This is a genomic window from Amycolatopsis thermalba (genome assembly GCF_023376025.1).
Classification (GTDB): Bacteria; Actinomycetota; Actinomycetes; order Mycobacteriales; family Pseudonocardiaceae; genus Amycolatopsis_E; species Amycolatopsis_E thermalba.
The window spans coordinates 3632399-3654371 of the sequence record NZ_CP091196.1 but is presented as its reverse complement, the minus strand read 5'-3'; the positions used below and the strand labels follow the sequence as shown (position 1 = coordinate 3654371).

The following is a 21973-nucleotide window of genomic DNA, read 5'->3' as shown; positions in this document are numbered from 1 at the left end:
CATGGCGACCACCGCGGACACCGCCACCCGGCCCGGGGTGACTCCGGCGCGGCGCCGGATGGCCGACCGGGACGGCGTGCTGGCGTGGGCGTTCCTGGTGCCGAGCATCCTCTACATCGTGGCGTTGATCGGCGTGCCGTTCGTGCTCGCCATCGCGTTCGCGTTCTCCGACGTGAGCGCGGGCGACCCGTCGTTCGACTGGGTGGGGTTGCGCAACTTCGAGGCCGTGCTGGACGACCCGGTGTTCTGGCGCAGCCTGCGCAACACGTTCCTGTTCACGGTCGTGTCGATGGTGCTGATCGTGCTGCTGGGCAAGGTGCTCGCCAACATCCTCGTCGCCGACTTCCGCGGCAAGTGGGTCGTGCGGTTCCTCGTCCTGCTGCCGTGGACGACGCCGGTGGCGCTGTCGTCGATCTCCTGGCTGTGGCTGCTGGACTCGATCTACTCGCCGATCGACTGGGTGCTGCGGCAGTTCGGCGCGCTCGGCCCGGTGCAGAACGTGTACTGGCTGGGCGAGCCGGACCTGGCGATGGGGTCGCTGATCGCGGTGCACGTGTGGCGGCTGACGCCGCTGGCCGCGGTGATCATGATGGCCGGGCTGATGTCCATCCCGAAGGACATCGACGAGGCGGCCCGCGTCGACGGGGCCGGGTACTGGCGCCGGATGTTCGAGATCACGATTCCGCTGGTGCTGCCGGTGGCCGCGATCGCCGCCCTGTTCGGCGCGATCTTCACGTTCACCGACATGGCCGTGGTCCGGGTGCTCACCCGCGGCGGGCCGAACGACGCCACCCAGGTGCTGGCGAGCTGGGCGTTCTACCGCGGCATCGACGGCGGCGACGTGGCCCAGGGCGCGGTCATCGCGTTGTTCCTGTTCCCGCTGCTGCTCGCCGCCGCGGTGCTCATCCTGCGCGCGGTGCGCCGGATCGAGGTGCGATGACGACCGCGGAGGAGGCCGGCCGGCAGCGGCGCCGCTACGCGCGGCGGCACGTCTCGGCGCGCATCGGGCTGTACCTCGCGGCGGTGCTGGCCGCCCTGGTCTGCGCGGCGCCGTTCCTGTGGAGCCTGATCACCGCCTTCAAGCAGAACCGGGACCTGTACAACCCGCTCAACAACCCGTTCCTGTTCAACCGGCCGCCGACGAGCGACCACGTCACCTACCTGTTCACCGACACCGCGTTCGGCACGTTCGTGCTCAACACCCTGCTGGTCGGGGTGCTGGTCGTGCTGATCACGCTCGCGTTCGGGCTGCCCGCGGCGTACGCGCTGGCGCGGCTGGACCGGCCGTGGTCCGGTCCCATGGCGATCGGGATCTTCCTCGTGTACCTGGTGCCGCCGAGCCTGCTGTTCCTGGCGTTGTCGCGGATGGTGGTGGCGGTCGGGCTGCAGGACTCGACGTGGTCGCTGGTGCTGGTCTACCCGACGATCACGATCCCGGTGTCGACGTGGCTGCTGATGGGGTTCCTCAAGACGATCCCGAAGGACATCGAGGAACAGGCGATGGTCGACGGGTACAGCCGGGTGGGCGCGTTCCTGCGGGCGGTGGTGCCGCTGGCGTTCCCCGGCATCGTCGCGGTGGTGGTGTTCGCGTTCACCCTGACCGCCAGCGAGTTCATCTACGCGCTGGCGTTCGTCGCGCCGACGGGCCAGATGCCGGTCAGCACGGGAGTCCCGACGCAACTCATCCGCGGCGACGTGTTCTTCTGGCAGTCACTCCAGGCCGCGACGGTGCTCGTGGCGGTGCCGATCGCGTTCGTGTTCAACTGGTTCCTGGACCGCTTCGTCGCGGGGTTCACGATGGGCGCGGTCAAGGAGTGATCGTCACGTCGCGGCGGGGCGGTGGCCCTAGCTGACCGGCGTCCGTTCCAGCTCCGTCTCCAGCTCCTCCGCCAGGACCTCCTCCCGCGGCTCGGCTCGCAGCTCCTTCCAGAAGGACACCGCGAGCAGCACCAGCAGCACCACGAACGGCGCGCTGGTGATGATCACCGTCGTCTGCAGGGCGTTCAGTCCGCCGGCCAGCAGGAGCACCACCGCGGTCACCCCGGTGAGCACGCCCCACACCACGAGCACCGCCCGCTTCGGCCGTTCCACCCCGTGCGAGGACAGCATCGCCAGCACGTAGGTGTTCGCGTCGGCGCCGGAGACGAAGAACAGCGCCACCAGCACGATCGCGACGAACGACGTCACCCCCGCCAGCGGGAACTGCCCCAGCGTCGCGAAGATCGCGTCCCCCGCCGACGATCCCGCGATGTCCGCGCCGTGGAAGTAGTCCCGCTCGATCGCCGATCCGCCGAACACCGCGAACCACGCGAAGAACACCGTGCTGGGCACCGCGAGCACCGCCACCACGAACTCGCGGATGGTGCGGCCGCGGGAGATCCGCGCCAGGAACACGCCGACGAAGGCGCCCCACGAGATCCACCACGCCATCATGAAGTAGGTCCAGCTCTGCATCCACGGCAGATCACCGAACGCGCTGGTCTTCAGGCTCATCCCGAAGAACCCGTCGGCGTAGGCGCCGACCGACTCCACGAACAGGTTCACCACGAACACGGTCGGCCCCACCGCGAGCAGGAACACGAACAGCAGCGCCGCCAGGCCCATCGTCGTCTCGGACAGGAACCGGATGCCCTTGTGCACGCCGGTCACCGCGGACAGCGTGAACAACCCGGTGACCGCCACGATGATCAGCACCTGCACCAGGGTGGTCGACGGCACGCCCCACAGCGTGGTGAGCCCGCTGTTCATCTGCACCGCGCCCAGGCCGAGCGAGGTCGTCGTGCCGAACATCGTCGAGAAGATCGCCAGGACGTCGATCGCCTTGCCCAGCCACCCGTCGACCCGGCGCCCGAGCACCGGCCGCAGCATCGGGCTCACCAGGCCGCGGCGGCCCTTGCGGTAGGTGGAGAACCCGATCGCCAGTCCGAACACCCCGAAGATCGCCCAGGCGTGCAGGCCCCAGTCGAAGTAGGAGTACTGCAGCGCCAGCACGGCGGCCTCCCGGCTGCCCGGCGCGGCCAGGTCGTGCGGGGGCGCGGCGAAGTGCGCGATCGGCTCGGCGACCCCGTAGGAGATCAGCCCGACGCCCATCACCGCCGCGAGGATCATCGCGTACCAGGACCAGCGGCTGAACTCCGGCCGGTCGCCGGGGCCGCCGAGCCGCCCGCGCCCGTGCCGGGAGCAGGCCAGGTACACCAGGAACAGCAGCATCGCCAGGCTCACCACCAGGTAGGCCCAGCCGAAACCGCCGGTCAGCCAGTCCAGCGCCATCGAGCTGACCGTCGTGAGGTTCTCGGTGAACACGCTCGCCCACACGACGAACAACGCGCAGATGCCGACCGAGACGTAGAACACCGATCCGAGTTTCCCGCTCGCGCGCGGGCCCGATCGCCGGAGAGCCATGGGTGCTCCTTGGGAGGGAGGAGGGGTCAGGCCGGGATCGGCACCAACCCGGAGGGGTCGAACAGCCGTCCCGCGCGGTAGACCAGCGCGGGGGCGTCGGTGGCCGCCGCCTCGACGACACGGCCGAAGAACACGGTGTGGCTGCCGGCGTCCCGGCGTTCGGTCACCTCGGCCTCGGCGGCCGCGGCGACGCCGTCGAGCAGCGGGCTGCCGTGCGGGCCGGGACGCCAGGACAGCGTGGCGAACTTGTCGGCGGCCTTGCTCGCGAACACCGCGACCACGTCCGCCTGGTCCGCGGCGAGGATGTTGACCGCGAAGTGCCCGGCGCGCAGCAGCGCGCCGTGGGTGGTGGAGCTCTTCTGCACGCACACCAGGACGGTCGGCGGGTCCAGCGAGACGCTGCAGAACGCGTTCACCGCGAGGCCGCGCGGCCGGCCGTCGTCGAGGGTGGTGACGACGGTGACTCCGGTGGTGAAGGTCCGGTGGAGTTGGCGTACCACGTCAGCTTGCATGCCAGAGGACGGTAAGCGGGGCCACACTGAGATGTCAACGATTCCGTGTGAAGTGGCTCGTGACCACGGGATTGCCTGCGATCACAAGCTGTTTGCGCCGCGATCGTTGACGAGCCCGCCCGGCGCGGGTTAGCGTCTCTGCCATGCAAGAAGTTCGTCGCGGGGCGCGGGCCCGCGTCCTCGACCAGTTGCGCGACGCGATCATCAAGGGCGAGTACCCGCCCGGCAGCGCGCTCTCCGAGGGCACGCTCGCCGAGACCTACGGCACCAGCCGGACCCCGATCCGGGAGGCCATCCAGCAGCTGCAGTCCGAGGGGCTGGTCGAGGTCGTCCCCCGGGTGGGCACGTTCGTGCGCGAGCCGTCCCGGCGCGAGCTGGGCGAGTTGTTCGAGCTGAAGTCGGTGCTGGAGGGCCTGGGCGCGAACCTGCTGGCCCGCCGCGGCCGCGTCGCCGAGACCGAGCTGCTCGAGGCCAACGTCGAGGAGTCCCGGCTGGCCGTGGCCCGGGGCGACGTGGAGCGGTACGCGAAGCTGGTGCACGACTTCCACGGCCTGCTCATCCAGGGCGCGGACAGCCGCAAGCTCGCCGACCACTACCAGATCCTGATGAACCAGCTGGCATACCACCGGATCGTCGTGTCCACGCTGCGGCACCCGGGCCGGCTCGGCGCCTCGCTCAACGAACACCACCTCGTCCTGGAACGAATCCTGGAAAAGGACGGCTTCGGCGCGGAAGCGGCGATGCGCGATCACGTGCGCTCGTCCCAGCGCGAAGCCATGACCGACTGACCCACCATCCACTTCGGAGGCACGCATGCGGTTTTCGATCTTCCACAACCTCGGCGCACCCGGCCGCCTCGACGACTACGCCCAGGTGATGAACGAGGCCCGCGAGTTCGCCCGGGCCGCCGACGAGGGCGGCTACTGGTCGATCTGGTACACCGAGCACCACTTCGGCCACGAAGGCTTCGAGATCACCGCCAACCCGGTGCTGATGGGCGCGGACATCGCCGCGCGCACCTCCCGCATCCGCATCGGGCAGGCCGCCAACATCGCGACGTTCTGGCACCCGCTGCGCCTGGCGGAGGACATCGCGTTCCTGGACCAGGCCTCCGGCGGCCGCGTCGAGGTCGGCCTGGGCCGCGGGCTCTACGGGCGGGAGGCGCTCAACCTCAACTCGCTGGCCGATCCGCGCGACCAGGAACAGAACCGCGCGCTGTACGAGGAGACCGTGGAGATCCTCAAGAAGGCGTGGAGCAACGAGTTCTTCGAGCACTCGGGGCAGTTCTACACGTTCCCGGAGCCGGGCGTGAAGTGGAACCACCCCATGTCGCCGGCCACGCCGGAGTACACCTCGGACGGTGTGATCACCAAGCTGGCGGTCACGCCGCGGCCGTTCCAGCGCCCGCACCCGCCGCTGTGGCAGGTCATCGACAGCCCGCGCTCGATCGTCAGCGCGGCCAAGCAGGGTGTCCAGGGCCTGTTCTGGATGCCGCCGGTGTCGGCGCTCAAGGACCGCTTCGCGCTCTACCGGGACACCGCGAGCGAGGCCAGCGGGCGCGAGTACGCGCTGGGCGAGGGCATCGGCCTGGTGCGCGACGTGTTCGTCGCCGACACCATGGAGCAGGCGCGAGCGCGGTTCGAAGAGGCCGTGATGACCTCGTACCAGTGGATCCTGCACTTCCGCGGCCTGGGCAACCTGATGGAAGCCGGCGAGGAGCTGACCCCGGACCACCGGCTGTCCTACGACTTCCTGGCCGACCGCAACCTGCTCGTCGGCACTCCCGACTACGTGGCCGAGAAGATCTCGGAGCTGCGCAGCGAGCTGAACCTGGAGCACCTGCTGCTGTGGACCACGCACCCGGGCCTGGAGCACCGCCACGCGATGCGCAGCCTGGAGCTGTTCACCGAGAAGGTCATGCCGCGGTTCACCGGGTCGGGTTCATGACCCTGCGCAAGCTGGTCACGGTCACCGAGGAGATCGTCACCGAGGCGGGCGCGCCGGCCACGTCACCCACCCGGCGCGCCGCCGCGGCGGCCGTGATCACCAACCCGTGGGCGGGCCGCGGGCTCGTCGGCGACCTGGGCCCGGAGGCCGCGCGCACCGCTCCCCTGCTCGCCCAGCGCCTCACCCGCGCGCTGGAGGCCGCGCTCGGCGGCCGGATCGCGGCGTTCGGCAAGGCGGCGATCGTCGGGCTGGACGGCGAGATCGAGCACGGCGCGGCCCTGATCCACACCCCCTACTTCGGCAACATCCTGCGGGAGCTCGTCGACGGAACGTCCATCGTGGTCTTCTCCGACGAGCGCGGCCCGGCCGGCACGGCGCTGACCGTGCCGGTGTGGCACAAGACCGCCGCGGCCACCCGGTCGCACTACCAGACCGTGCAGGTGCGGGTGCCGGACGCGCCGCGCGGCGACGAGATCGTCGTCATCGCGGCGGCCGCGAGCGGGCCGCGCCCGCACGCGCGCATCGGCGACCGCACCACCGATCCGGCCGTGAGCCTGGACATCCTCGAGGACCTGGAGAGCGTCTAAGTGAAACTGCGCAAGATCGTCACCCTGACCGAGGACCTGCACCGCGAGGGCGAGCGGCCGGTCGACCCCGTCGCCCGCACCGCGGTGGTGCTGGCCGTGATCGAGAACCCGTGGGCGGGCCGCGGTTACGTCGCCGACCTGCTGCCGGTCATCGACGAGGTGGCCCCCGAGCTGGGCGCGCTGCTCGCGCCGCGCGTGGCCGAGGCGCTCGGCGCGCCCATCGAGGCCTACGGCAAGGCCGCGATCGTGGGCCTGGACGGCGAGATCGAGCACGGCTCCGGCCTGATCCACACGCTCAAGTTCGGTGACCACTTCCGCAAGGTCGCCGAGGCGACCACCCTGCTGCCGGCGGTGGAGAAGCGCGCGCCCGCCGGGGTCGTGTTCGACATCCCGCTCAAGCACGTCACCGACGCGACGATCCGGTCGCACCACCAGACCGTCGAGGCCCGCGTGCCCGACGCGCCGCGCCCGGACGAGATCGTCGTCGGGCTCGCCGCCGCCGCGCAGGGCAGGCCGCTCGCGCGCCTGGCGCCGCTGTCCAGCGAGCAATGAGCCCGCTGCTCCTGCTGCACGGGGTCGGGCTCGACCACCGCATGTGGGACCGCTGCCTGCCCGCGCTGCGGCGGCGGCACCGGGTGAGCGCGCCCGACCTGCCCGGGCACGGCAGCGCCGCACCGGCCGGCGGCGGGATCACGGTGTCCGATCTCGCCGCGGCGGTACGGCCCGCCGAACCCGCGCACGTCGTGGGCTTCTCGCTCGGCGCGCTGGTGGCGCAGTGCCTCGCCGTCGAGGAGCCGGGGCTGGTGCGGTCGCTGACCCTGGTCAGCTCGGTGGCGCGCCGGACGCCGGAGCAGGCCGCCGCGGTGCGGGCCCGGCTGGCGGCGGCGCAACGATCACCGGCGGAGACCGCGGACGCCGCGATCGGCCGGTGGATGTCGCCGGAGTGGCGGGCGGCCGAGCCGGAGCTGGCCGGTGAGCTGCGCAGGACGTTGCTGGGCAACGACCACGCGTCGTACCTGGCCTGCTATCGCGTGTTCGCCACGGCTGACGAATGGCTGTGGCCGCGGATCGGCGGGATCACCGCGCCCACGCTCGCGGTCACCGGCGCGGCCGATCCGGGGTCCACCCCGGAGATGACGCGTCTGCTGGCGTCGCGGATCCCCGGCGCGCGGGCGGTGGTCGTGCCCGGCGCGCGGCACCTGCTGCCGCTGGAGGAGCCGGACCTGCTGACCGAGGAGATCCTGAGCCACACCGAGGAGGCTGACCGTGGACAGCTTTGACCACTACATCGGCGGCGAGTGGACCGCCCCGGCCGGCGGCGAGTACTTCCCGAGCGTCAACCCGGCCACCGCGAAGCCCTGGTACGAGGCCGCGCGCGGGACCCGGGCCGACGTGGACCGGGCGGTCGCCGCGGCGCGGGCGGCGTTCGAGGCGCCGTCGTGGCGGGACCTGTCGCAGACCGCGCGGGGGCGGCTGCTGCGGCGGCTGGCGGACAAGATCGGCGAGCACGCCGAGGAGCTGGCGCGCACCGAGACGCTCGACAACGGCAAGCTGCTGCGCGAGATGCGGTCGCAGCTGGCGAGCATCCCGGAGTACTTCCACTACTACGCCGGATACGCGGACAAGATCTCCGGCGACGTGATCCCCGCGGCGAGCCGGGACATCCTCAACTACACGATGCGCGAGCCGGTCGGGGTGGTCGGCGCGATCACGCCGTGGAACTCGCCGCTGCTGCTCACCGCCGCGAAGCTGGCCCCGGCGCTCGCGGCGGGCAACACGGTCGTGGTGAAGCCGTCGGAGCACACCTCGGCGTCGCTGCTGAAGCTGGCGCCGCTGTTCGACGCAGCCGGGTTCCCGCCGGGCGTGGTCAACGTGGTCACCGGGTTCGGCGCCGAGGCCGGGGCGCCGCTGGTGGAGCACCCGGACGTGGCGAAGGTGACCTTCACCGGCAGCACGGCCACCGGCGCACGGATCGCCGCCGCCTGCGGGTCCCGGTTCGTGCCGGTCACGCTGGAGCTGGGCGGGAAGTCGCCGAACATCGTCTTCGCCGACGCCGACCTGCGCGCGGCGGCGATGGGGATCATCGCGGGCGTGTTCGCCGCGGCCGGGCAGACGTGCATCGCGGGCAGCCGGGTGTTCCTGCAGCGCGCGGTGTACGACGAGGTGCTGGAGCTGGTGTGCGAGCGGGCCGGGACGATCCGGATCGGCGACCCGCTGGAGCCGGAGACCGAGCTGGGGCCGGTCGCGTTCGCCGGTCAGCTGGACAAGATCGAGGAGTACGTGCGGATCGGGGTGGCCGAGGGCGGGCGCCTGCTGGCCGGCGGCCGGCGCCCGGAGACCGGCCGGGACGGGTTCTTCTACAGCCCGACGGTGTTCGTGGACACCGACAACGCGATGCGCATCTGCCAGGAGGAGATCTTCGGCCCGGTGGTGACGGTGATGCCGTTCGACACCGAGGAGGAGGTCGTGCGCCTGGCCAACGCGACCAGCTACGGCCTGGCGGCGGGCGTGTGGACGCGGGATCTGGCGCGGGCGCACCGGATGGCCTCGGCGCTGGAGGCGGGCACCGTGTGGGTGAACACCTACCGGGCGATGGCGCCGATGTCCCCGCGGTCCGGCTTCAAGGCGAGCGGGCTCGGGGTGGAGCACGGGACCGAGGTGCTGCGCGAGTACACGCGCGTGAAGAGCGTGTGGATCAACACCGGCGAAGAGGAGGCGCGGGACCCGTTCGTGCTGCGCTCGTGAGGGTCCCGCGCCGGTCCCTACCAGGTGGTGCCCGCGGGTTCCTTGATGGTCACGTTGATGCGGTTGAACAGGTTCGTCAGCGCGATCGCCAGGATCAGCCCGGACAGCTGCCGCTCGTCGAAGTGGTCGGCGGCGTCGTCCCAGACCCGGTCCGGCACGCCCTCCCGGGAGAGGTCGGCCAGGCGGGTGGCGTGCTCGGCCAGCTCGAGCGCGGCCCGCTCGGCGTCGCTGTAGAAGGGCGCTTCCCGCCAGGCCGCGACGTTGAAGATGCGCTCGTCGGTCTCCCCCGCCTTGCGCGCCTCGGCGACGTGCCCGTACACGCACGCCGCGCATCCGTTGATCTGGCTCACCCGCAGCCCGGTGAACTCGCGCACCGCGGCGGGCAGCCCGCTGTCGTTGACAGCCTTCAGCAGCGTGCCGATGCCCTTCATCCCGTCGGGCAGTACGTAGGCCGGGTTCTTCATCCGTGTGGTCATGGTGTCCTCCTCGGTTCACCGGTCTGACGGATGGCCGCCCGGAAGTGTGACCGGAGGCCGCCAAACCCCGCCCGGGGATCTTTCACCCGAATTCGTGGATATCGGCCGGAATCCGCCGCATTCCCGGGTCCGGGACTGCTCACCCTCGCTAGGGTGCGGCCGTGGCACCGCTTCGCTCCCCCGCGCGCCAGGCCTGCTGGACCACCCTCGCCGCGCTCACCCTCGCCGCCGGGTGGGCCGTGCTGGAGGCCGCGCCGGCCGAGACCGCCGCCGCGCCCGCCGCCCGTCCGGTTCCGCCGCCGATGCCGCTGTCCAGCACCGCGCCGCCGGCCCCGCGCACCGAACTGTGCCCGGACACCGCCCGCGCCTGCGTCGACGAGGAGCGGCGCGTGGCCTGGCTCCAGCACGACGGCGAGGTCACCCACGGCCCGGTCGCGATCATGCCCGGCGACCCCGGCGCCCCGGACTCCGTCGCCACCCCGCGCGGTGTCTTCCGCGTCGAGTGGAAGGACGCCGAGCACACCAGCGCCGAGTTCGGCGACCCGATGAACCACTCGGTGTTCTTCGCCCCCGGCGGGATCGCCTTCCACGAGGGCAGCCTGGACACCCCGTCGCACGGGTGCGTCCACCTGTCGGCGCGGGACGCCGCCCTCTTCTACGACGCCCTGCCGGTGGGCGCCGAGGTCGCGGTGTTCTGACCGCCCGGTCCGGCATCGAGGCCGGACGGCTCACAGCCAGTCGCGCCGCTTGAACATCGCGTACAGCGCGCCGGACAGCGCCACGATCACGGCGGTGGACAGCCAGAACCCCCACGGCTGCTCGAACCCGGGATAGGGCACGTTCTGCCCGTAGAACCCGGTGATGGCCGTGGGCACCGCGATGATCGCCGCCCAGCTGGTCACCTTCTTCATGATCAGGTTGAGCCGGTTGCCCTGCAGGCTCAGCTGCGTCTCGCGGATCGTGGTGACCAGGTCCCGCAACGATTCGGTCCACTCCGAGGCACGCAGCACGTGGTCGTAGACGTCCTGGTAGTACGGCATCAGCATCTCGTCGACGAGGTGGTGGTCGCGGCGCATCAGCGAGTTCACCACCTCGCGCATCGGCAGCACGACCCGCCGCAGCGACACCAGGCTCTTGCGCAGCCGCAACGACCGGCGCTGCATGCCGGTGTGGTCGACGTGCTCGGCGAACACCCCGTCCTCGAGCGACTCGATCTGGTCGTCCATCGCCTGCACCGCCTCGAAGTGGGTGTCCACGATGTAGTCCAGCAGCCCGTGCACGAGGAAGCCGACGCCGCCCTTGGCGAGGTCGGCGGAGGCGTCCCAGCGGTCCACGACCGCCTCGATGTCGAAGTGCTCGTCCTTGCGGACGGTCACCAGCGCGCGATCGGTGAGGAACGCGGCCAGCTCACTGGAACTCAGCACGCCGGTCCCGGTGTCCAGCCGCACGGCGTAGGCGGTCAGGAACGCGTGGCTGGAGTACCGGTCGAGCTTGGGCCGCTGGTGCTCGTGCACCGCGTCCTCGACGGCGAGCCGGTGCAGGCCGAGCTCTTCGCTGATGGTCGCCAGGTCGGCCTCGGTCGGTGCGGCGAGGTCGAGCCACACCACCGTCGCCGGATCCTGGAGATACTCGGACATTTCGGCCGCCGGGAAGTTCTCGGCCTCGAGAACGCCGTGGCGGTACACGCGGGTGCGAGCCATGCCCCCACGCTAGGCTGTGCGCCGGACGACCGCGCACCGGAGTACCTGGGGGTTTCTCGGTGGAACCACTCCGCATCGGCATCCTGGGCGCGCGGCGCGCATCGCCGGGACCGCCATCGCCGCGCCGGCCCGCGAAACCGGGCACCGGCTGGTGGCCGTCGCCGCGCGGGACCGCGCCCGCGCCGAGGCGTTCGCCGCCGGGCACGGTGTGGAACGGGTCGCCGCCTCCTACGCCGAGCTGCTCGCCGACGACGAGATCGACGTGATCTACAACCCGCTGCCGAACGGGCTGCACGGGCCGTGGAACCTCGCCGCGGTGCGCGCCGGGAAGCACGTGCTGACCGAGAAACCCTTCGCCGCCAACGCCGAAGAGGCCCGCCAGGTGGCCGAGGCGGCGGAGGAGGCCGGGGTGTGCGTCATGGAGGCGTTCCACTACCTCTACCACCCGGTTCTGCCGCGGCTGCACGAGATCCTGGACTCCGGCGAGCTGGGTGAGCTGCGCCGCGCCGAGGCCGAGTTGCTGATCCCCGCGCCCGCCGACGGCGACCCGCGGTGGTCGTTCGAGCTGGCGGGCGGCGCGCTGATGGACGTCGGCTGCTACGGGTTGCACGCGCTGCGCGGGCTCGCGCCGTGGGCGGGCGGCGCGCCGGTGCTGGAGTCGGCGAGCGGGACGGCGCGGCGGCCCGGGGTGGACCAGGCGATGGACGCGCGGCTGGCGTTCCCCGGTGGGGCGGCCGGAACCGTGCGCTGCGACATGGCCGCGGGCGAGGTCCGGTTCGGCCTGCGGCTGACCGGCACCCGAGGTGCGGCGACCGCGGTGAACTTCGTGCGCCCGGACACCGACGACCGGATCCTGGTGGGCGACCGGGTCGAGCACCTCGGGCGGCGCCCGTCGTACTCGTACCAGCTGGAGGCGTTCGCGGCGTACGTGCGGGAGGGTGCGCCGCCGCGCAACGGCCTGGCGGACGCGGTCGCGACGATGACACTGGTCGACGAGTGTTACCGGGCCGCCGGGTTCGGTGTGCGTCCCCGCTCACGTGTGGCACCGGCGGCGGGTGGGTGACCGGTACCGTCGGGGCGTGAGTTCTCCCCTGGACAACCCGGCCTACGCGTCGCTGACCGGACCGCACGCGCGGTTCGCCGAGTCGCACGGGACCGCGGTGCGGTACGACCCCGCGGTCTCGCCGTGGGCGGGCATGCCGGACGACGCGGACGAAACGGCGTGGAAGGACCTGGCCGAGCTGGCCGGGCCGGGCGGTGTGCTGTCGCTGCCCGGGCCGCGGCTGCCGGCGCCGGCGGGCTGGGCGGTGGAGTTCGCCGTGCCGGGCGTGCAGATGGTGGCCGGGCCGATGGAGACCGCGCCGGACCCGGAGGCGGTGCGGCTGACGGCGGCGGACGTGCCGGACATGCTGGCGCTGGCCGAGCGGACGCGGCCGGGGCCGTTCCTGCCGCGCACGGTCGAGCTGGGCACCTACCTCGGCTTCCGCCGCGCGGGACGGCTGATCGCGATGGCCGGGGAGCGCCTGCACCCGCCGGGGTACACCGAGATCAGCGCGGTCTGCACGGACGCGGAGTTCCGCGGGCAGGGGCTGGGGACGCGGCTGGTGCTCGCGGTGGCGCACGGAATCCGGGAACGCGGCGAAACCCCGTTCCTCCACGCGGCGGCGGACAACACGAGCGCGATCCGCCTGTACGCGGCGCTGGGCTTCCGCCTGCGACGGGAGATCGACTTCGTCGGGGTGCGGGTACCCGCCTGAGCCGGGGACTTCGTGGGCGCGCGGGGGCCCGCCTGAGACGGGGTCCGGACTTCGTCGGCGTACGCGCGCCCGCCCGAGCCGGGGTCAGGCGGGCGCCGGCCAGCGCATGCGGGACCACGGCAACGCCAGGCCCGCCCGGGTGGCCGGCTCCACCGGCGCCAGGGACGCCACCGGCACCGCCTCGGCGGCGGATGTGCGCCCTCCGCCCCGCACCGGGGTTTCCACCTCCGCCCCGGCACCGACTCCCTCGGGATGGGCGCGCCCACCTGAGACGAAGTCAGGACTCCCTCGGCGTGCGCACCCGCCCGAAACGCATCACGCGGGCGCCGGCCAGCGCATGCGCGACCACGGCAACGCCAGGCCCGCCCGGGTGGCCGGCTCCACCGGCGCCAGGGACGCCACCGGGGCCGCCTCCGCGTGCCGGGCGAACACCGTGTCCACGTACCGGTGCCCGGTGTCCGCGGCGATGAACACCACCGTGCGGTCCGAATGGTCGCGTTCCCAGCGCGCGGCCAGGTACGCGGCGCCCGTGGAGAGCCCGGCGAAGATCGCGTGCCGGCGCAACAGGTCCACGCTTCCGGACAGCGCCGCGGAGAACCCCACCCAGTGGATCGTGTCGTACAGCTCGTGCGTCACGTTCCCGAACGGGATCGAGCTGCCGATCCCGGCGATGATGATGTCCGGATCGGCGACGTGCTCGCTGCCGAACGTGATGCTCCCGAACGGCTGCACCCCGACGAGGCCGACACCGGGCGCCGACGACCGCAACCACGTCGCCAGCGCCCCGGTCGACGCACCGGACCCGACCCCGCCCACCACGATCAGCCGCGACGCGTCCAGCTCCCGCGCGATCTCCTCAGCCACCGCCCGGTACCCCAGGTAGTGCACGCGGTCGTGGTACTGCCGCATCCAGTGCCAGTCCGGGTGCGCGCGCAGGATCTCCCCGATCCGCCGCACCCGCCGGTCCTGGTCGAGCTTGAGATCGGCCGCCGGCGGCATCTGCTCCAGCGTCGCGCCCAGCACCGCCAGCTGCGTGCGCAACGTGTGGTCCACTGTGGTCGATCCGACGATGTGGCACCGCAACCCGAACCGGTGGCACGCCAGGGCCAGCGCGTAGGCGTAGATCCCGCTGGAACTGTCGACCAGGGTGTCCCCCGGCGCGACCACGCCGGTCCGCAGCAGATGCCGCACGGCCTCCAGCGCGGAGACCACCTTCATCGTCTCAAACCGCAGGCAGACGAGCCGCTCGCCGGTCCGGACCAGAGCCGGCCGCGCGATCGCCTCGGCGATGTGGTCGTGCATCCTTCCCTTCCGTCGTGAACAGGCGCGTCACCGGCAACCCGGCGGCCCGCAGCGCGCGGACGCACCGGCGCAACCGGTCCCCGCCGCCGCGCGGGTCGAACAGCAGGCCGGCCACGTTGCCGCTGTGCGCGACCTGCACGCCGGCCGCCCCGGTGAGCGCCGCGATCCGTTCCAGTTCCGGCAGTTCGTCCTTGGCGAGCACGCGCTGGTTCAGCCGCGCGCTCTCGGTGCTCACCCGGCCCAGCAGCGCGACGTCCCCGGTCGCGATCGCCAGCCGCAGCATCCGCCGCAGCCGCTCGAACGCCGCCACGTCACCGGCGAAGTCCAGCGCGAGCGTGTCCACCGGCGCGCCACCGCCGGTCACGCACCCGACCACCACCGCGGCCGGCAACGCGGGGCCGAGGCGTTCCAGCACCCGCCCCTCCCGCTGCGCGAACAGCACCGCACCACCGCCGAGCATGATCGGGTCGCTGGCGTGCTCGGCCCGCACCGCGATCCGCGCGACCGCCTCCGGGGCGAGCGCCGTGCCGAACGCCGCCGACACGGCCCGCACGGTGGCCAGGATGTCGCTGGTGGACGATCCCAGCCCCAGCCCGACCGGTAATCCACTGTCCAGCCGCAACGCCCCGCCCGCCGGGCGGCCGCACGCGGCGGCGGCCAGTTCGGCGGCCCGCCGCGCCTTGACCCGGTCGGCCGGGACCACCGTCAGCGGGCCGGGCCGGGGCACGAACTCGGCGCGCGTCACCGCCCCCGGCACGGGCAGCGTGACCAGCCCGCGGCAGCGGCGGTCACCGTCGCGGAAGACGCCCTGCAGGATCTCCCCGTGGTGCCCGGGTGCGTACCCCACACCGGTCACGCCGCCGCCCGGTACCGGTACAGCACCGTGGGCGCGGCGCTGAACTGCGAGAACGGGAACGGTTCCGCGGACAGGGCACTGACCCCGTCACCGAGGAACGCCCGCGCCACGGCGCTGCCGGTCTGGGCGTAGACGACCAGCGGCACCGCCCGCTCCCGGCAGCGGCGGACGATCTCGTCGAAGGTCCCGTTGCCCAGCGTCATCCCGGTCGCCACGACCGCGTCCGCCACGTCGAGCACCTTCCCCATCTCCGGCGTCACCGGATCGCCCCACTGGGTGCGGCGCAGGTTCAGGTCGCACGGCAGGCAGGTCCCGCCGCGCTCGCGGATCGCCGCGACCAGCGGGTTCACCACGCCGATGAGCCCCACCCGCGCGCCCGGCCCGAGGTCCAGGAGCCCGGCGATCGCCGCGTCCCGGGCGCGGGCCCGGACCTCGGGCGTGCCGGCGGGCAGGATCACCGGCTCCGCCGCGGGCTGCTGCTCGTGCGGCGCGGCCGCCGACAGGTACGCGTCCAGCGCGGCGATCCGCAGTGGACGCAGCTCCTGGCGCAGCAGCTCGTCCAGCGGCGCCCCGGAGAACTCCGCGCAGATCTCCGGCGCCAGTTCACCGGTTTCGAAGGCACACGCCCCGAACGCCGCGCCCAGCCGGACGAGGACGTAGGAGTTGCGGTAGGTCACGTCCCCGCCGGCCAGCCGGGTGCCGTGGTGCAGCCAGAAGACGCTGGTGACGGTCAGCTCCGCCGGGTCCGGGCCGTGCTTGCCGGCGAGCACCTCGGCGGTCAGGGCGCCGACGGTGCTCACGCCGCCTCCCGCCGCAGCCGGAACAGGTAGGTGAGCACGCCGTCCTGCCAGTCGTGGCAGTGCGCCACCTCGGTGGTGAACCCGTGCCCGGCCGCGTCCCGCACGATCGTGCGCAGGTCCGCGGTGTTGGACACGATGACGAACACCTCGCCGCCGGGCGCGAGCAGGTCGCGTCCGGCCAGCAGCGCGAAGAACCGCTCCAGCAGCGGGGCTCCGGCGCACACGTTGCGCACGACGTCCGGGTCGTCGCTCACCGGCTGGCTCACCGCGGGCGGGTTGAAGGTGACGACGTCCAGCCGCACGCCGTCCGGGAAACCGTCGAAGAGGTCGGCGACCACCGGCACGAACCGGGTGCCCTGGCGCGGCCCGGCGATCCGCTCGTAGTGCCGGCGGGTGGCCTCGACGCTGTCCGGGTGCACGTCGATCGCGTAGATCTCCCGGGCCCCGCGCACTCCGGCGGCGACGGCTTCGACGCCGAGCCCGCAGCCCATGGCGGCGTAGACGCGGTCGCGGACCTCGATGGTGCCGTCCAGGACCCGCTCGTGGATCATGCGGCTGGTCCCGCCGGGCAGGAACACGCCCGGCGGCGCGGTGAACTCCCATCCCCGCCAGGTGTAGCGGCGGGTGGTGTGCAGGTCGGCCTTCGGCTGGTTGAGCGCGATGATCCGCTCGGCGGGCAGGGGCGGCGGGAGCTGGTCGATCCGGGCAGTGTCCACGGTGTCCACAGTGTCCTTTCCGGCCTTTCCGGTCATCGTCCGATCGAACGCAGGTAGGCGGCGAGCTTTTCGGCGGCGTCGAGGTTGCGCGGGCCGCTCACGGCCTCGCCGTAGTCGAGGACGTGGAAGCGGTTCTCCCGCACCGCCGGGGTGTCCGCCAGGGGCGGGAACGACTTGAGGAACGCGATCTTGTCCGCGACCGGGCGGTCGCCGTAGTCGACGACGGCGATCACCTCGGGCTGGGCCTGCACGACCGGTTCCCAGCCGATGGTGGTCCAGCGGGCGTCCAGGTTCCCGGCGATGTTGCGGCCGCGGGCCAGGGACACGATGGTGTCCGGCGCGGCCTGGTTGCCGGAGGTGAACGGCTGGTCGGTGCCGGAGTCGTAGATGAACACCCGGGCGGGCTCCCCCGCCGGCGCGTTCGCCCGCAGCGCGGCGGCCCGCGCCTGCAGGTCCGCCACCAGGGCCTCGGCGCGGTCGCCGACGTGGAAGATCTGCCCGATCTGCCGCAGGTCGGTGTAGAGCGCTTCCAGCGGCGGCACCTTGACCGGCCGGTCGCCGTAGTTGAAGCAGCTCTCGGTGTGCTGGTAGCTGCGGATGCCCACACCGTCCAGTTTGGCCGGGGTGATGCCGCGGGCCTCGCTGAAGCCGGAGTTCCACCCGGCCAGCACCCAGTCGGCCCGCGCGGCGACAACGGTTTCGAAGCTGAGCACGTCGGTGCTCAGGGTCTCCACCGACCGGTAGTCGGCCACGTACGGTGACCGCGCCACGGCGGGTTCGGCGGTGCGGGCATGACGATGCCGCGCATCCGGCCGGCCAGCCCGAGCGCGAACATCTTCTCGGTGCTGCTCATGTCGTAGGCGACCGCGCGCTCCGGCAGCGGGTAGGTGATCGCGTGGCCGCAGTTCTCGACGGTCACCGGCGCCGGGCCGGTGTCACCGCCGGGCCGCACCTGCGCGCCGCACGCGGTGAGTGCCACCGCCGCGATCGCGAGCACGGCTGTCCAACGCCCTCTCACGGGCTTCCTCCTCGATCGGTGAACGTCCAGAGCAGTTGCGGGACCCCGGTGACCGGATGGGTCACCAGCACCGGGGTCACGCCGAAAACACGGCGGACGAGCTCGGGGGTGAGTACTTCGCCGGGCGGGCCGGCGGCCGCGAGTTCCCCCTCGTGCAGCACGGCGACGCGGTCGCAGGTGGCCGCGGCCAGGTTCAGGTCGTGCAGGGCGACCAGCACGGTCAGCCCGCAGGTGCGCAGGAACGACAGCAGCTCGACCTGGTGACGCACGTCGAGGTGGTTGGTCGGCTCGTCGAGGACGAGGATCCGCGGTTCCTGCGCCAGCGCGCGGGCGATGAGCACGCGCTGGCGCTCGCCGCCGGACAGCGACTGGATGCCGCGCCCGGCCAGGTGCGCGACGCCGGTCCGCTCCAGGCACCGGCGGACGAGGTCGTGCTCGCGCTCGCTCAGCGCCCGGTTGCCGGGGTGGTGCGGGAACCGGCCCATCGCGACGATCTCGGCGACGGTGAAGTCCAGGTCGCTGCCCGCCTCCTGGGTGACCGCGGCGACCACCCGCGCGCTGTCCCGGGTGGACAGTCCACTCAGGTCGGTCCCGCCGACCAGGACGGCGCCGGAGCTGGGGGCCAGCGCCCGGTAGACGCAGCGCAGCGCGGTGGATTTGCCGCTGCCGTTCGGGCCGACCAGCCCGACCACCTCGCCGTCGCCGGCCTTGAGGCTGAGCGCGTCGACCAGCCTGCGGCCGGCGACCTCGACGGTGACCGAGTCGAGGGCGAGGTCCATCAGCGGCCTCCGAACAGGTAGCCGCGGCCGCGCAGCAGGCCGACGAACACCGGCACCCCGATCAGCGCGGTGATCACCCCGAGCGGCAGCTCGCGCGGCGCGAACAGGGTGCGGGAGGCCAGATCCACCCAGATCAGGAAGATCGCCCCGGCCAGGGGCGCGAGCACGAGCACCCGCCGGTGGCCCGGTCCGGCCACCATCCGCACCAGGTGCGGCAGGACCAGGCCGACGAAGCCGACCGCGCCGCTGACCGCGACCAGCGCGCCGGTGACGACGGCGGTGAGCAGGAACAGCTCCCGCCGCAGGGCGTCGGCGTCGAGCCCGAGGCTCGCGGCGGACTCGTCACCCAGAGCCAGCACGTCGAGCGCCCGGCTGCGCCGCAGCAGCACCACCACCGCGAGCCCCACGGCGGCCACCGCGACCGGCAGCGATCCCCAGGTCGCCCCGCCGAGGCTGCCGAGCAGCCAGAACAGCACCGAGCGGGCGGCCTCGCCGAACGGCGCGAAGAACACGATCACGCTCATCAGCGCCTGGAACCCGTAGGCGAGCGCGACACCGGTGAGCACGAGCCGCAGCGGGGTGAGGCCGGCCCGGCCGCGGGCGGCCACGTAGACCAGGACCGACGCCGCGAGCGCGCCGAGGAACGCCGCGGCCGACAACGCGTACACGCCGAGCGCACCGAACAGCCCGAAGGACACCACCGCGCTGGCCCCGACCGACGCGCCCGAGGAGACGCCGAGGATGAACGGGTCGGCGAGCGCGTTGCGCACCATGGCCTGCACGGCGACACCGATCACCGACAGCCCGGCGCCCACGACGGCGGCCAGCAGCACGCGCGGTGTGCGGACCTGCCACACGATCGAGTACCCGGTGATCTCCGCGGCGTCGAGGGAACCCCCGGTCAGCGCGGCGGCGAGGTACCGCAGCGTGTCCGGCAGCGGGATCACGGTGGGACCGAGAGCGACCCCCACCACGACGGACACCCCGAGCACGACGACGAGAACGGGCACGGCGAGCACACCCGGAACGGCTCGGGCCGGCGGTGCGCCGGTCGCGGTGACCGTCACGAGTACCCCCTTGTCGTTACCACCGTCGAAGGACGGCGGCGGAAACCGCTTACTCTTCGTGAACCGGACCCGATGTTACAAACGATAATCATTTTCGTCTAGAGTCTCGTCCGGATGTGCCGCCGACCGAGGAGGAACCCCGCCGCCGTGACCGCTCCCGTCCTGCGTGATCCCGCGTTCCTGCGCCTGTGGTGCGGCACCACGGCCTCCGGGCTGGCGACCTGGGCGCTGCCGTTCGTCCTCGGCCTGGCCGTTCTGGACTCCACGCTCACCCCGGCCGGTCTGGGCGTGCTCCTCGCCGCCCGCACGATCGGGTTCCTCGCGGCCGTCCCGGTCGGCGGCGTGCTGGCCGACCGGCTCGCGCGGCGGCGCGTGGTCGCCGCCGCCGGGGTGGCCGCGGCCGTGGCCAGCCCGGTGATCGGGGCCGGGCTGAGCGGTTCGCTCGCCGTGGCCGTGGTGGCGGCCGCCGTCGCCGGAGCCGGGCAGGGCGCGTGCCGCCCCGCGTTCCAGGCCCTGACCGCCGAGGTGGTCGCCGAGGACGCCCGGCAGCGCGCGAACGCCGCGATCACCCTGTCGGTGCGCGTCACCACCCTCGTCGCGCCGAGCCTGACCGCGCTGCTGGCGACCGTGCTGCCGGTCCCGGCCCTGCTGTGGGGCACCGGGCTGCTGTGGCTGGCCGCCGCGGTCGTCCCGCCCGCCGGGCGCCCGCTCCCGGCCGTCCCCGCGGCGCGCGCGTCGCTGGTCACCGAGTTCGCCGACGGGATCCGCGAAGCCCGCCGCCACCCGTGGTTCGTCGCCGGGCTGTTCGCGCTGACCGCCGTGATCGCCACCGGCTACTCGGCCACCGGGGTGGCGCTGCCGCTGATCAGCCGCGACCGGTACGGCTCGGAGGCGGTGCTCGCCGCGGCGACCACCGCCTACACCCTCGGCGCGCTGGCCGGTGCGCTGTTGCTCGCGCGGTGGACGCCCGCGGCGGCGGGCCGGACGGCACTGGCCGGCCTGGCCGCCTACGCCGCCGCCCCGCTGAGCCTGCTGCTGCCGGTGCACCCGGCGGTCGTCGTGGCGGCCTACGCGGTCGCGGGGGTGGGCATCGAACTGTTCAACGTCCCGTGGTTCACCGCGATCCAGCGCGAGGTCGACCCGTCCCGGCTGGCCCGAGTGTCCGCTTTGGACTTCCTGCTGTCCTACGGCCTGGCCCCGGCCGGACTGGCCCTGATCGCCCCCGCGATGGCGGAATTCGGCCCCGGACCGGTGCTCGGGGCGTGCGCGCTGGTGTGCCTGCTCGCGCCCGCGGCGGCCGCCCTGGTGCCCGGCACGCGACATTTCGCCCAGCCGCGTGACCGTCTCTGAACTGGTGCTCGCCGTGCGAGGGTGATTACCCTACGAGAAGAGAGCAGGCCAGACAGGGCTGACGGGGAGGAGAGTCATGACCCACCCGGCGCGCAACTCCACCGGTGCCGTGACCACGGCCGTCCGGCGCGGGGCCCGGGTCCCCGCGCAACGGGCCGCGCCGGGAGCCCTGCGCCTGCAGGTGTTCTGGCCCGTGCCCGGGATCGCCGTGCTGAAGGTCGCCGGCGACGTGGACGTGGCCACCGCCGCCCCGCTCAACCGCGCGCTCGACGAGCTGACCGCGCACCGGCCACGGGTCGCGGTGGTCGATCTCAGCGGGGTGGAGTTCCTCGGCTCCGCGGGCCTGGCCGCCCTCGCCCAGGCGAGTGAACATGCCGACGTCCGGGTGGTCGCCCCGACGCGGCAGACCGCGCGCCCGCTGTCGATCACCGGTCTGGACCAGCGCCTGCCGGTCTACGCCACCCGCGACGAGGCGCTCAGCTCCTGCTGAGCCCGGCGCCCAGTTCGCGCTCCGCCCACAGCACCCCGTCCGGCCCGGTGCCCCACCGGGTGCTGATCGTGTCCAGCACCCCGGTGCCGATGCCCGGCTCCGGCGGCGCGCCCACCCCGTCGACCTCCACCCGCAGCACGCCCGCGGTCCGGCTCAACCGGACCTCGAACGGCGGGAACGCCGTGACGCACGCCGACGCGGCCAGCTCGTCGACCAGCAGGACGACGTCGATCACGACCGGGTCCGGGCAGTCGGCGAGCATCGCGCGCACCCGCCGGCGCAACGGGGCCAGCCCCTCCGGGCCGTCGAGCCGCACCGCCGCCGTGGCGGGCGTCTGCTCCTCCAGTGAGTCGGTCAAGGACCCGGACACCTCCGCTGTCTGGTCAACGGCCGCCGTCGCTACCCACGTGCGGGTTCATCAAACCTTGGACCGAATGAAATCACGCGGAGGGGCCGCGCGCAGCACACG

26 protein-coding genes are annotated in these 21973 nt (G+C 73.1%); 13 read left to right on the top strand and 13 right to left on the bottom strand.

Annotated elements, in window-relative coordinates:
• Position 1: 1 nt before the first annotated feature.
• Positions 2 to 940 carry a carbohydrate ABC transporter permease gene (locus tag L1857_RS17560; RefSeq protein ID WP_249465645.1) on the top strand — a complete coding sequence of 313 codons (939 nt, stop codon included), beginning with the start codon at positions 2 to 4 and terminating at the stop codon, positions 938 to 940.
• A complete protein-coding gene (locus L1857_RS17555) occupies positions 937 to 1818 on the top strand; it encodes a carbohydrate ABC transporter permease (protein WP_116113291.1) in 882 nt (293 codons plus the stop codon). The genes L1857_RS17560 and L1857_RS17555 overlap by 4 nt, the downstream gene beginning before the upstream one ends.
• A 27-nt stretch (positions 1819 to 1845) precedes the next feature.
• Here L1857_RS17555 and L1857_RS17550 read toward each other — a convergent pair whose 3' ends face one another.
• Entirely contained in the window at positions 1846 to 3402 is a 1557-nt protein-coding gene (locus tag L1857_RS17550) for a BCCT family transporter (protein ID WP_094008343.1), read from the bottom strand.
• 26 nt (positions 3403 to 3428) lie between these two features.
• The gene (locus L1857_RS17545; RefSeq protein WP_094008344.1) at positions 3429 to 3914 is read right to left on the bottom strand and encodes a flavin reductase family protein; all 486 of its coding nucleotides are present in this window, start codon (positions 3912 to 3914) and stop codon (positions 3429 to 3431) included.
• 143 nt (positions 3915 to 4057) lie between these two features.
• On the opposite strand from L1857_RS17545, the gene L1857_RS17540 reads away from it, so the two are divergent.
• From L1857_RS17540 to L1857_RS17515, 6 genes are read left to right on the top strand one after another with little or no spacing between them, the layout of a single operon-like run.
• Positions 4058 to 4702: a GntR family transcriptional regulator gene (locus tag L1857_RS17540; protein WP_094008345.1), complete on the top strand. Its 645-nt coding sequence runs from the start codon at positions 4058 to 4060 to the stop codon at positions 4700 to 4702.
• Positions 4703 to 4727: 25 nt separating this feature from the next.
• Entirely contained in the window at positions 4728 to 5861 is a 1134-nt protein-coding gene (locus L1857_RS17535; protein WP_094008346.1) for an LLM class flavin-dependent oxidoreductase, read from the top strand.
• On the top strand, positions 5858 to 6448 hold the full coding sequence (locus L1857_RS17530; protein ID WP_249465643.1) for an amino acid synthesis family protein: 591 nt from the start codon (positions 5858 to 5860) through the stop codon (positions 6446 to 6448). The genes L1857_RS17535 and L1857_RS17530 overlap by 4 nt, the downstream gene beginning before the upstream one ends.
• Positions 6449 to 7000, top strand: coding sequence for an amino acid synthesis family protein (locus tag L1857_RS17525; RefSeq protein WP_094008348.1), 552 nt, complete (start codon positions 6449 to 6451; stop codon positions 6998 to 7000).
• Positions 6997 to 7728 carry an alpha/beta fold hydrolase gene (locus L1857_RS17520; RefSeq protein WP_249465640.1) on the top strand — a complete coding sequence of 244 codons (732 nt, stop codon included), beginning with the start codon at positions 6997 to 6999 and terminating at the stop codon, positions 7726 to 7728. Before L1857_RS17525 ends, L1857_RS17520 begins: the two co-directional genes overlap by 4 nt.
• A complete protein-coding gene (locus L1857_RS17515; RefSeq protein ID WP_240323359.1) occupies positions 7715 to 9193 on the top strand; it encodes an aldehyde dehydrogenase in 1479 nt (492 codons plus the stop codon). Before L1857_RS17520 ends, L1857_RS17515 begins: the two co-directional genes overlap by 14 nt.
• A 17-nt stretch (positions 9194 to 9210) precedes the next feature.
• Here L1857_RS17515 and L1857_RS17510 read toward each other — a convergent pair whose 3' ends face one another.
• Positions 9211 to 9669: a carboxymuconolactone decarboxylase family protein gene (locus tag L1857_RS17510; protein ID WP_094008351.1), complete on the bottom strand. Its 459-nt coding sequence runs from the start codon at positions 9667 to 9669 to the stop codon at positions 9211 to 9213.
• A gap of 161 nt (positions 9670 to 9830) precedes the next feature.
• On the opposite strand from L1857_RS17510, the gene L1857_RS17505 reads away from it, so the two are divergent.
• A complete protein-coding gene (locus L1857_RS17505; protein ID WP_094008352.1) occupies positions 9831 to 10367 on the top strand; it encodes a L,D-transpeptidase in 537 nt (178 codons plus the stop codon).
• Positions 10368 to 10397: 30 nt separating this feature from the next.
• Here the strand turns inward: L1857_RS17505 and L1857_RS17500 are convergent, their stop codons facing one another.
• Entirely contained in the window at positions 10398 to 11369 is a 972-nt protein-coding gene (locus L1857_RS17500) for a magnesium transporter CorA family protein (RefSeq protein WP_094008353.1), read from the bottom strand.
• 151 nt (positions 11370 to 11520) lie between these two features.
• Here L1857_RS17500 and L1857_RS17495 point away from each other — a divergent pair, with 151 nt between their 5' ends.
• Together L1857_RS17495 and L1857_RS17490 are read left to right on the top strand one after the other, a co-directional pair.
• Positions 11521 to 12432: a Gfo/Idh/MocA family protein gene (locus tag L1857_RS17495; protein WP_249465637.1), complete on the top strand. Its 912-nt coding sequence runs from the start codon at positions 11521 to 11523 to the stop codon at positions 12430 to 12432.
• Positions 12433 to 12448: 16 nt separating this feature from the next.
• Positions 12449 to 13126: a GNAT family N-acetyltransferase gene (locus L1857_RS17490; protein WP_094008404.1), complete on the top strand. Its 678-nt coding sequence runs from the start codon at positions 12449 to 12451 to the stop codon at positions 13124 to 13126.
• 315 nt (positions 13127 to 13441) lie between these two features.
• Here L1857_RS17490 and L1857_RS17485 read toward each other — a convergent pair whose 3' ends face one another.
• The 8 genes from L1857_RS17485 to L1857_RS17450 are packed head-to-tail and all read right to left on the bottom strand — an operon-like array spanning position 13442 to position 19664.
• Positions 13442 to 14428, bottom strand: a complete 987-nt coding sequence (locus L1857_RS17485) for a pyridoxal-phosphate dependent enzyme (protein ID WP_116113277.1) — start codon at positions 14426 to 14428, stop codon at positions 13442 to 13444.
• Positions 14349 to 15275: a GHMP family kinase ATP-binding protein gene (locus tag L1857_RS17480; RefSeq protein WP_240323357.1), complete on the bottom strand. Its 927-nt coding sequence runs from the start codon at positions 15273 to 15275 to the stop codon at positions 14349 to 14351. Before L1857_RS17480 ends, L1857_RS17485 begins: the two co-directional genes overlap by 80 nt.
• Positions 15276 to 15280: 5 nt before the next feature.
• Complete coding sequence (locus tag L1857_RS17475; RefSeq protein ID WP_094008357.1) at positions 15281 to 16084, bottom strand: Rossmann-like domain-containing protein; 804 nt, start codon at positions 16082 to 16084, stop codon at positions 15281 to 15283.
• Positions 16081 to 16836 (bottom strand): class I SAM-dependent methyltransferase, encoded by a 756-nt coding sequence (locus L1857_RS17470; RefSeq protein WP_240323356.1) that lies wholly within the window; start codon positions 16834 to 16836, stop codon positions 16081 to 16083. Before L1857_RS17470 ends, L1857_RS17475 begins: the two co-directional genes overlap by 4 nt.
• Positions 16833 to 17570: an ABC transporter substrate-binding protein gene (locus tag L1857_RS17465; protein ID WP_249465635.1), complete on the bottom strand. Its 738-nt coding sequence runs from the start codon at positions 17568 to 17570 to the stop codon at positions 16833 to 16835. Before L1857_RS17465 ends, L1857_RS17470 begins: the two co-directional genes overlap by 4 nt.
• Entirely contained in the window at positions 17522 to 17818 is a 297-nt protein-coding gene (locus L1857_RS35885) for a hypothetical protein (protein WP_249465632.1), read from the bottom strand. The genes L1857_RS17465 and L1857_RS35885 overlap by 49 nt, the downstream gene beginning before the upstream one ends.
• Entirely contained in the window at positions 17815 to 18597 is a 783-nt protein-coding gene (locus L1857_RS17455) for an ABC transporter ATP-binding protein (RefSeq protein ID WP_116113263.1), read from the bottom strand. The genes L1857_RS35885 and L1857_RS17455 overlap by 4 nt, the downstream gene beginning before the upstream one ends.
• Positions 18597 to 19664: a FecCD family ABC transporter permease gene (locus tag L1857_RS17450; RefSeq protein WP_249465629.1), complete on the bottom strand. Its 1068-nt coding sequence runs from the start codon at positions 19662 to 19664 to the stop codon at positions 18597 to 18599. Before L1857_RS17450 ends, L1857_RS17455 begins: the two co-directional genes overlap by 1 nt.
• A gap of 147 nt (positions 19665 to 19811) precedes the next feature.
• Between L1857_RS17450 and L1857_RS17445 the strand changes: the two genes are divergently transcribed.
• Positions 19812 to 21014: an MFS transporter gene (locus tag L1857_RS17445; protein WP_249465626.1), complete on the top strand. Its 1203-nt coding sequence runs from the start codon at positions 19812 to 19814 to the stop codon at positions 21012 to 21014.
• A 76-nt stretch (positions 21015 to 21090) separates the two neighbouring features.
• The gene (locus L1857_RS17440; protein WP_094008363.1) at positions 21091 to 21504 is read left to right on the top strand and encodes an STAS domain-containing protein; all 414 of its coding nucleotides are present in this window, start codon (positions 21091 to 21093) and stop codon (positions 21502 to 21504) included.
• On the opposite strand, the gene L1857_RS17435 is transcribed toward L1857_RS17440, so the two are convergent.
• The gene (locus L1857_RS17435; protein ID WP_233157490.1) at positions 21491 to 21862 is read right to left on the bottom strand and encodes a hypothetical protein; all 372 of its coding nucleotides are present in this window, start codon (positions 21860 to 21862) and stop codon (positions 21491 to 21493) included. The two genes, L1857_RS17440 and L1857_RS17435, sit on opposite strands and share 14 nt — an antisense overlap.
• Positions 21863 to 21973 lie beyond the last annotated feature (111 nt).

Coding starts and splice junctions, on each gene's coding strand:
- L1857_RS17560 (WP_249465645.1), top strand. CDS start 2: ATGGCGACCACCGCGGACACCGCCACCCGGCCCGGGGTGACTCCGGCG.
- L1857_RS17555 (WP_116113291.1), top strand. CDS start 937: ATGACGACCGCGGAGGAGGCCGGCCGGCAGCGGCGCCGCTACGCGCGG.
- L1857_RS17550 (WP_094008343.1), bottom strand. CDS start 3,402: ATGGCTCTCCGGCGATCGGGCCCGCGCGCGAGCGGGAAACTCGGATCG.
- L1857_RS17545 (WP_094008344.1), bottom strand. CDS start 3,914: ATGCAAGCTGACGTGGTACGCCAACTCCACCGGACCTTCACCACCGGA.
- L1857_RS17540 (WP_094008345.1), top strand. CDS start 4,058: ATGCAAGAAGTTCGTCGCGGGGCGCGGGCCCGCGTCCTCGACCAGTTG.
- L1857_RS17535 (WP_094008346.1), top strand. CDS start 4,728: ATGCGGTTTTCGATCTTCCACAACCTCGGCGCACCCGGCCGCCTCGAC.
- L1857_RS17530 (WP_249465643.1), top strand. CDS start 5,858: ATGACCCTGCGCAAGCTGGTCACGGTCACCGAGGAGATCGTCACCGAG.
- L1857_RS17520 (WP_249465640.1), top strand. CDS start 6,997: ATGAGCCCGCTGCTCCTGCTGCACGGGGTCGGGCTCGACCACCGCATG.
- L1857_RS17510 (WP_094008351.1), bottom strand. CDS start 9,669: ATGACCACACGGATGAAGAACCCGGCCTACGTACTGCCCGACGGGATG.
- L1857_RS17500 (WP_094008353.1), bottom strand. CDS start 11,369: ATGGCTCGCACCCGCGTGTACCGCCACGGCGTTCTCGAGGCCGAGAAC.
- L1857_RS17485 (WP_116113277.1), bottom strand. CDS start 14,428: ATGCACGACCACATCGCCGAGGCGATCGCGCGGCCGGCTCTGGTCCGG.
- L1857_RS17470 (WP_240323356.1), bottom strand. CDS start 16,836: ATGACCGGAAAGGCCGGAAAGGACACTGTGGACACCGTGGACACTGCC.
- L1857_RS17455 (WP_116113263.1), bottom strand. CDS start 18,597: ATGGACCTCGCCCTCGACTCGGTCACCGTCGAGGTCGCCGGCCGCAGG.
- L1857_RS17440 (WP_094008363.1), top strand. CDS start 21,091: ATGACCCACCCGGCGCGCAACTCCACCGGTGCCGTGACCACGGCCGTC.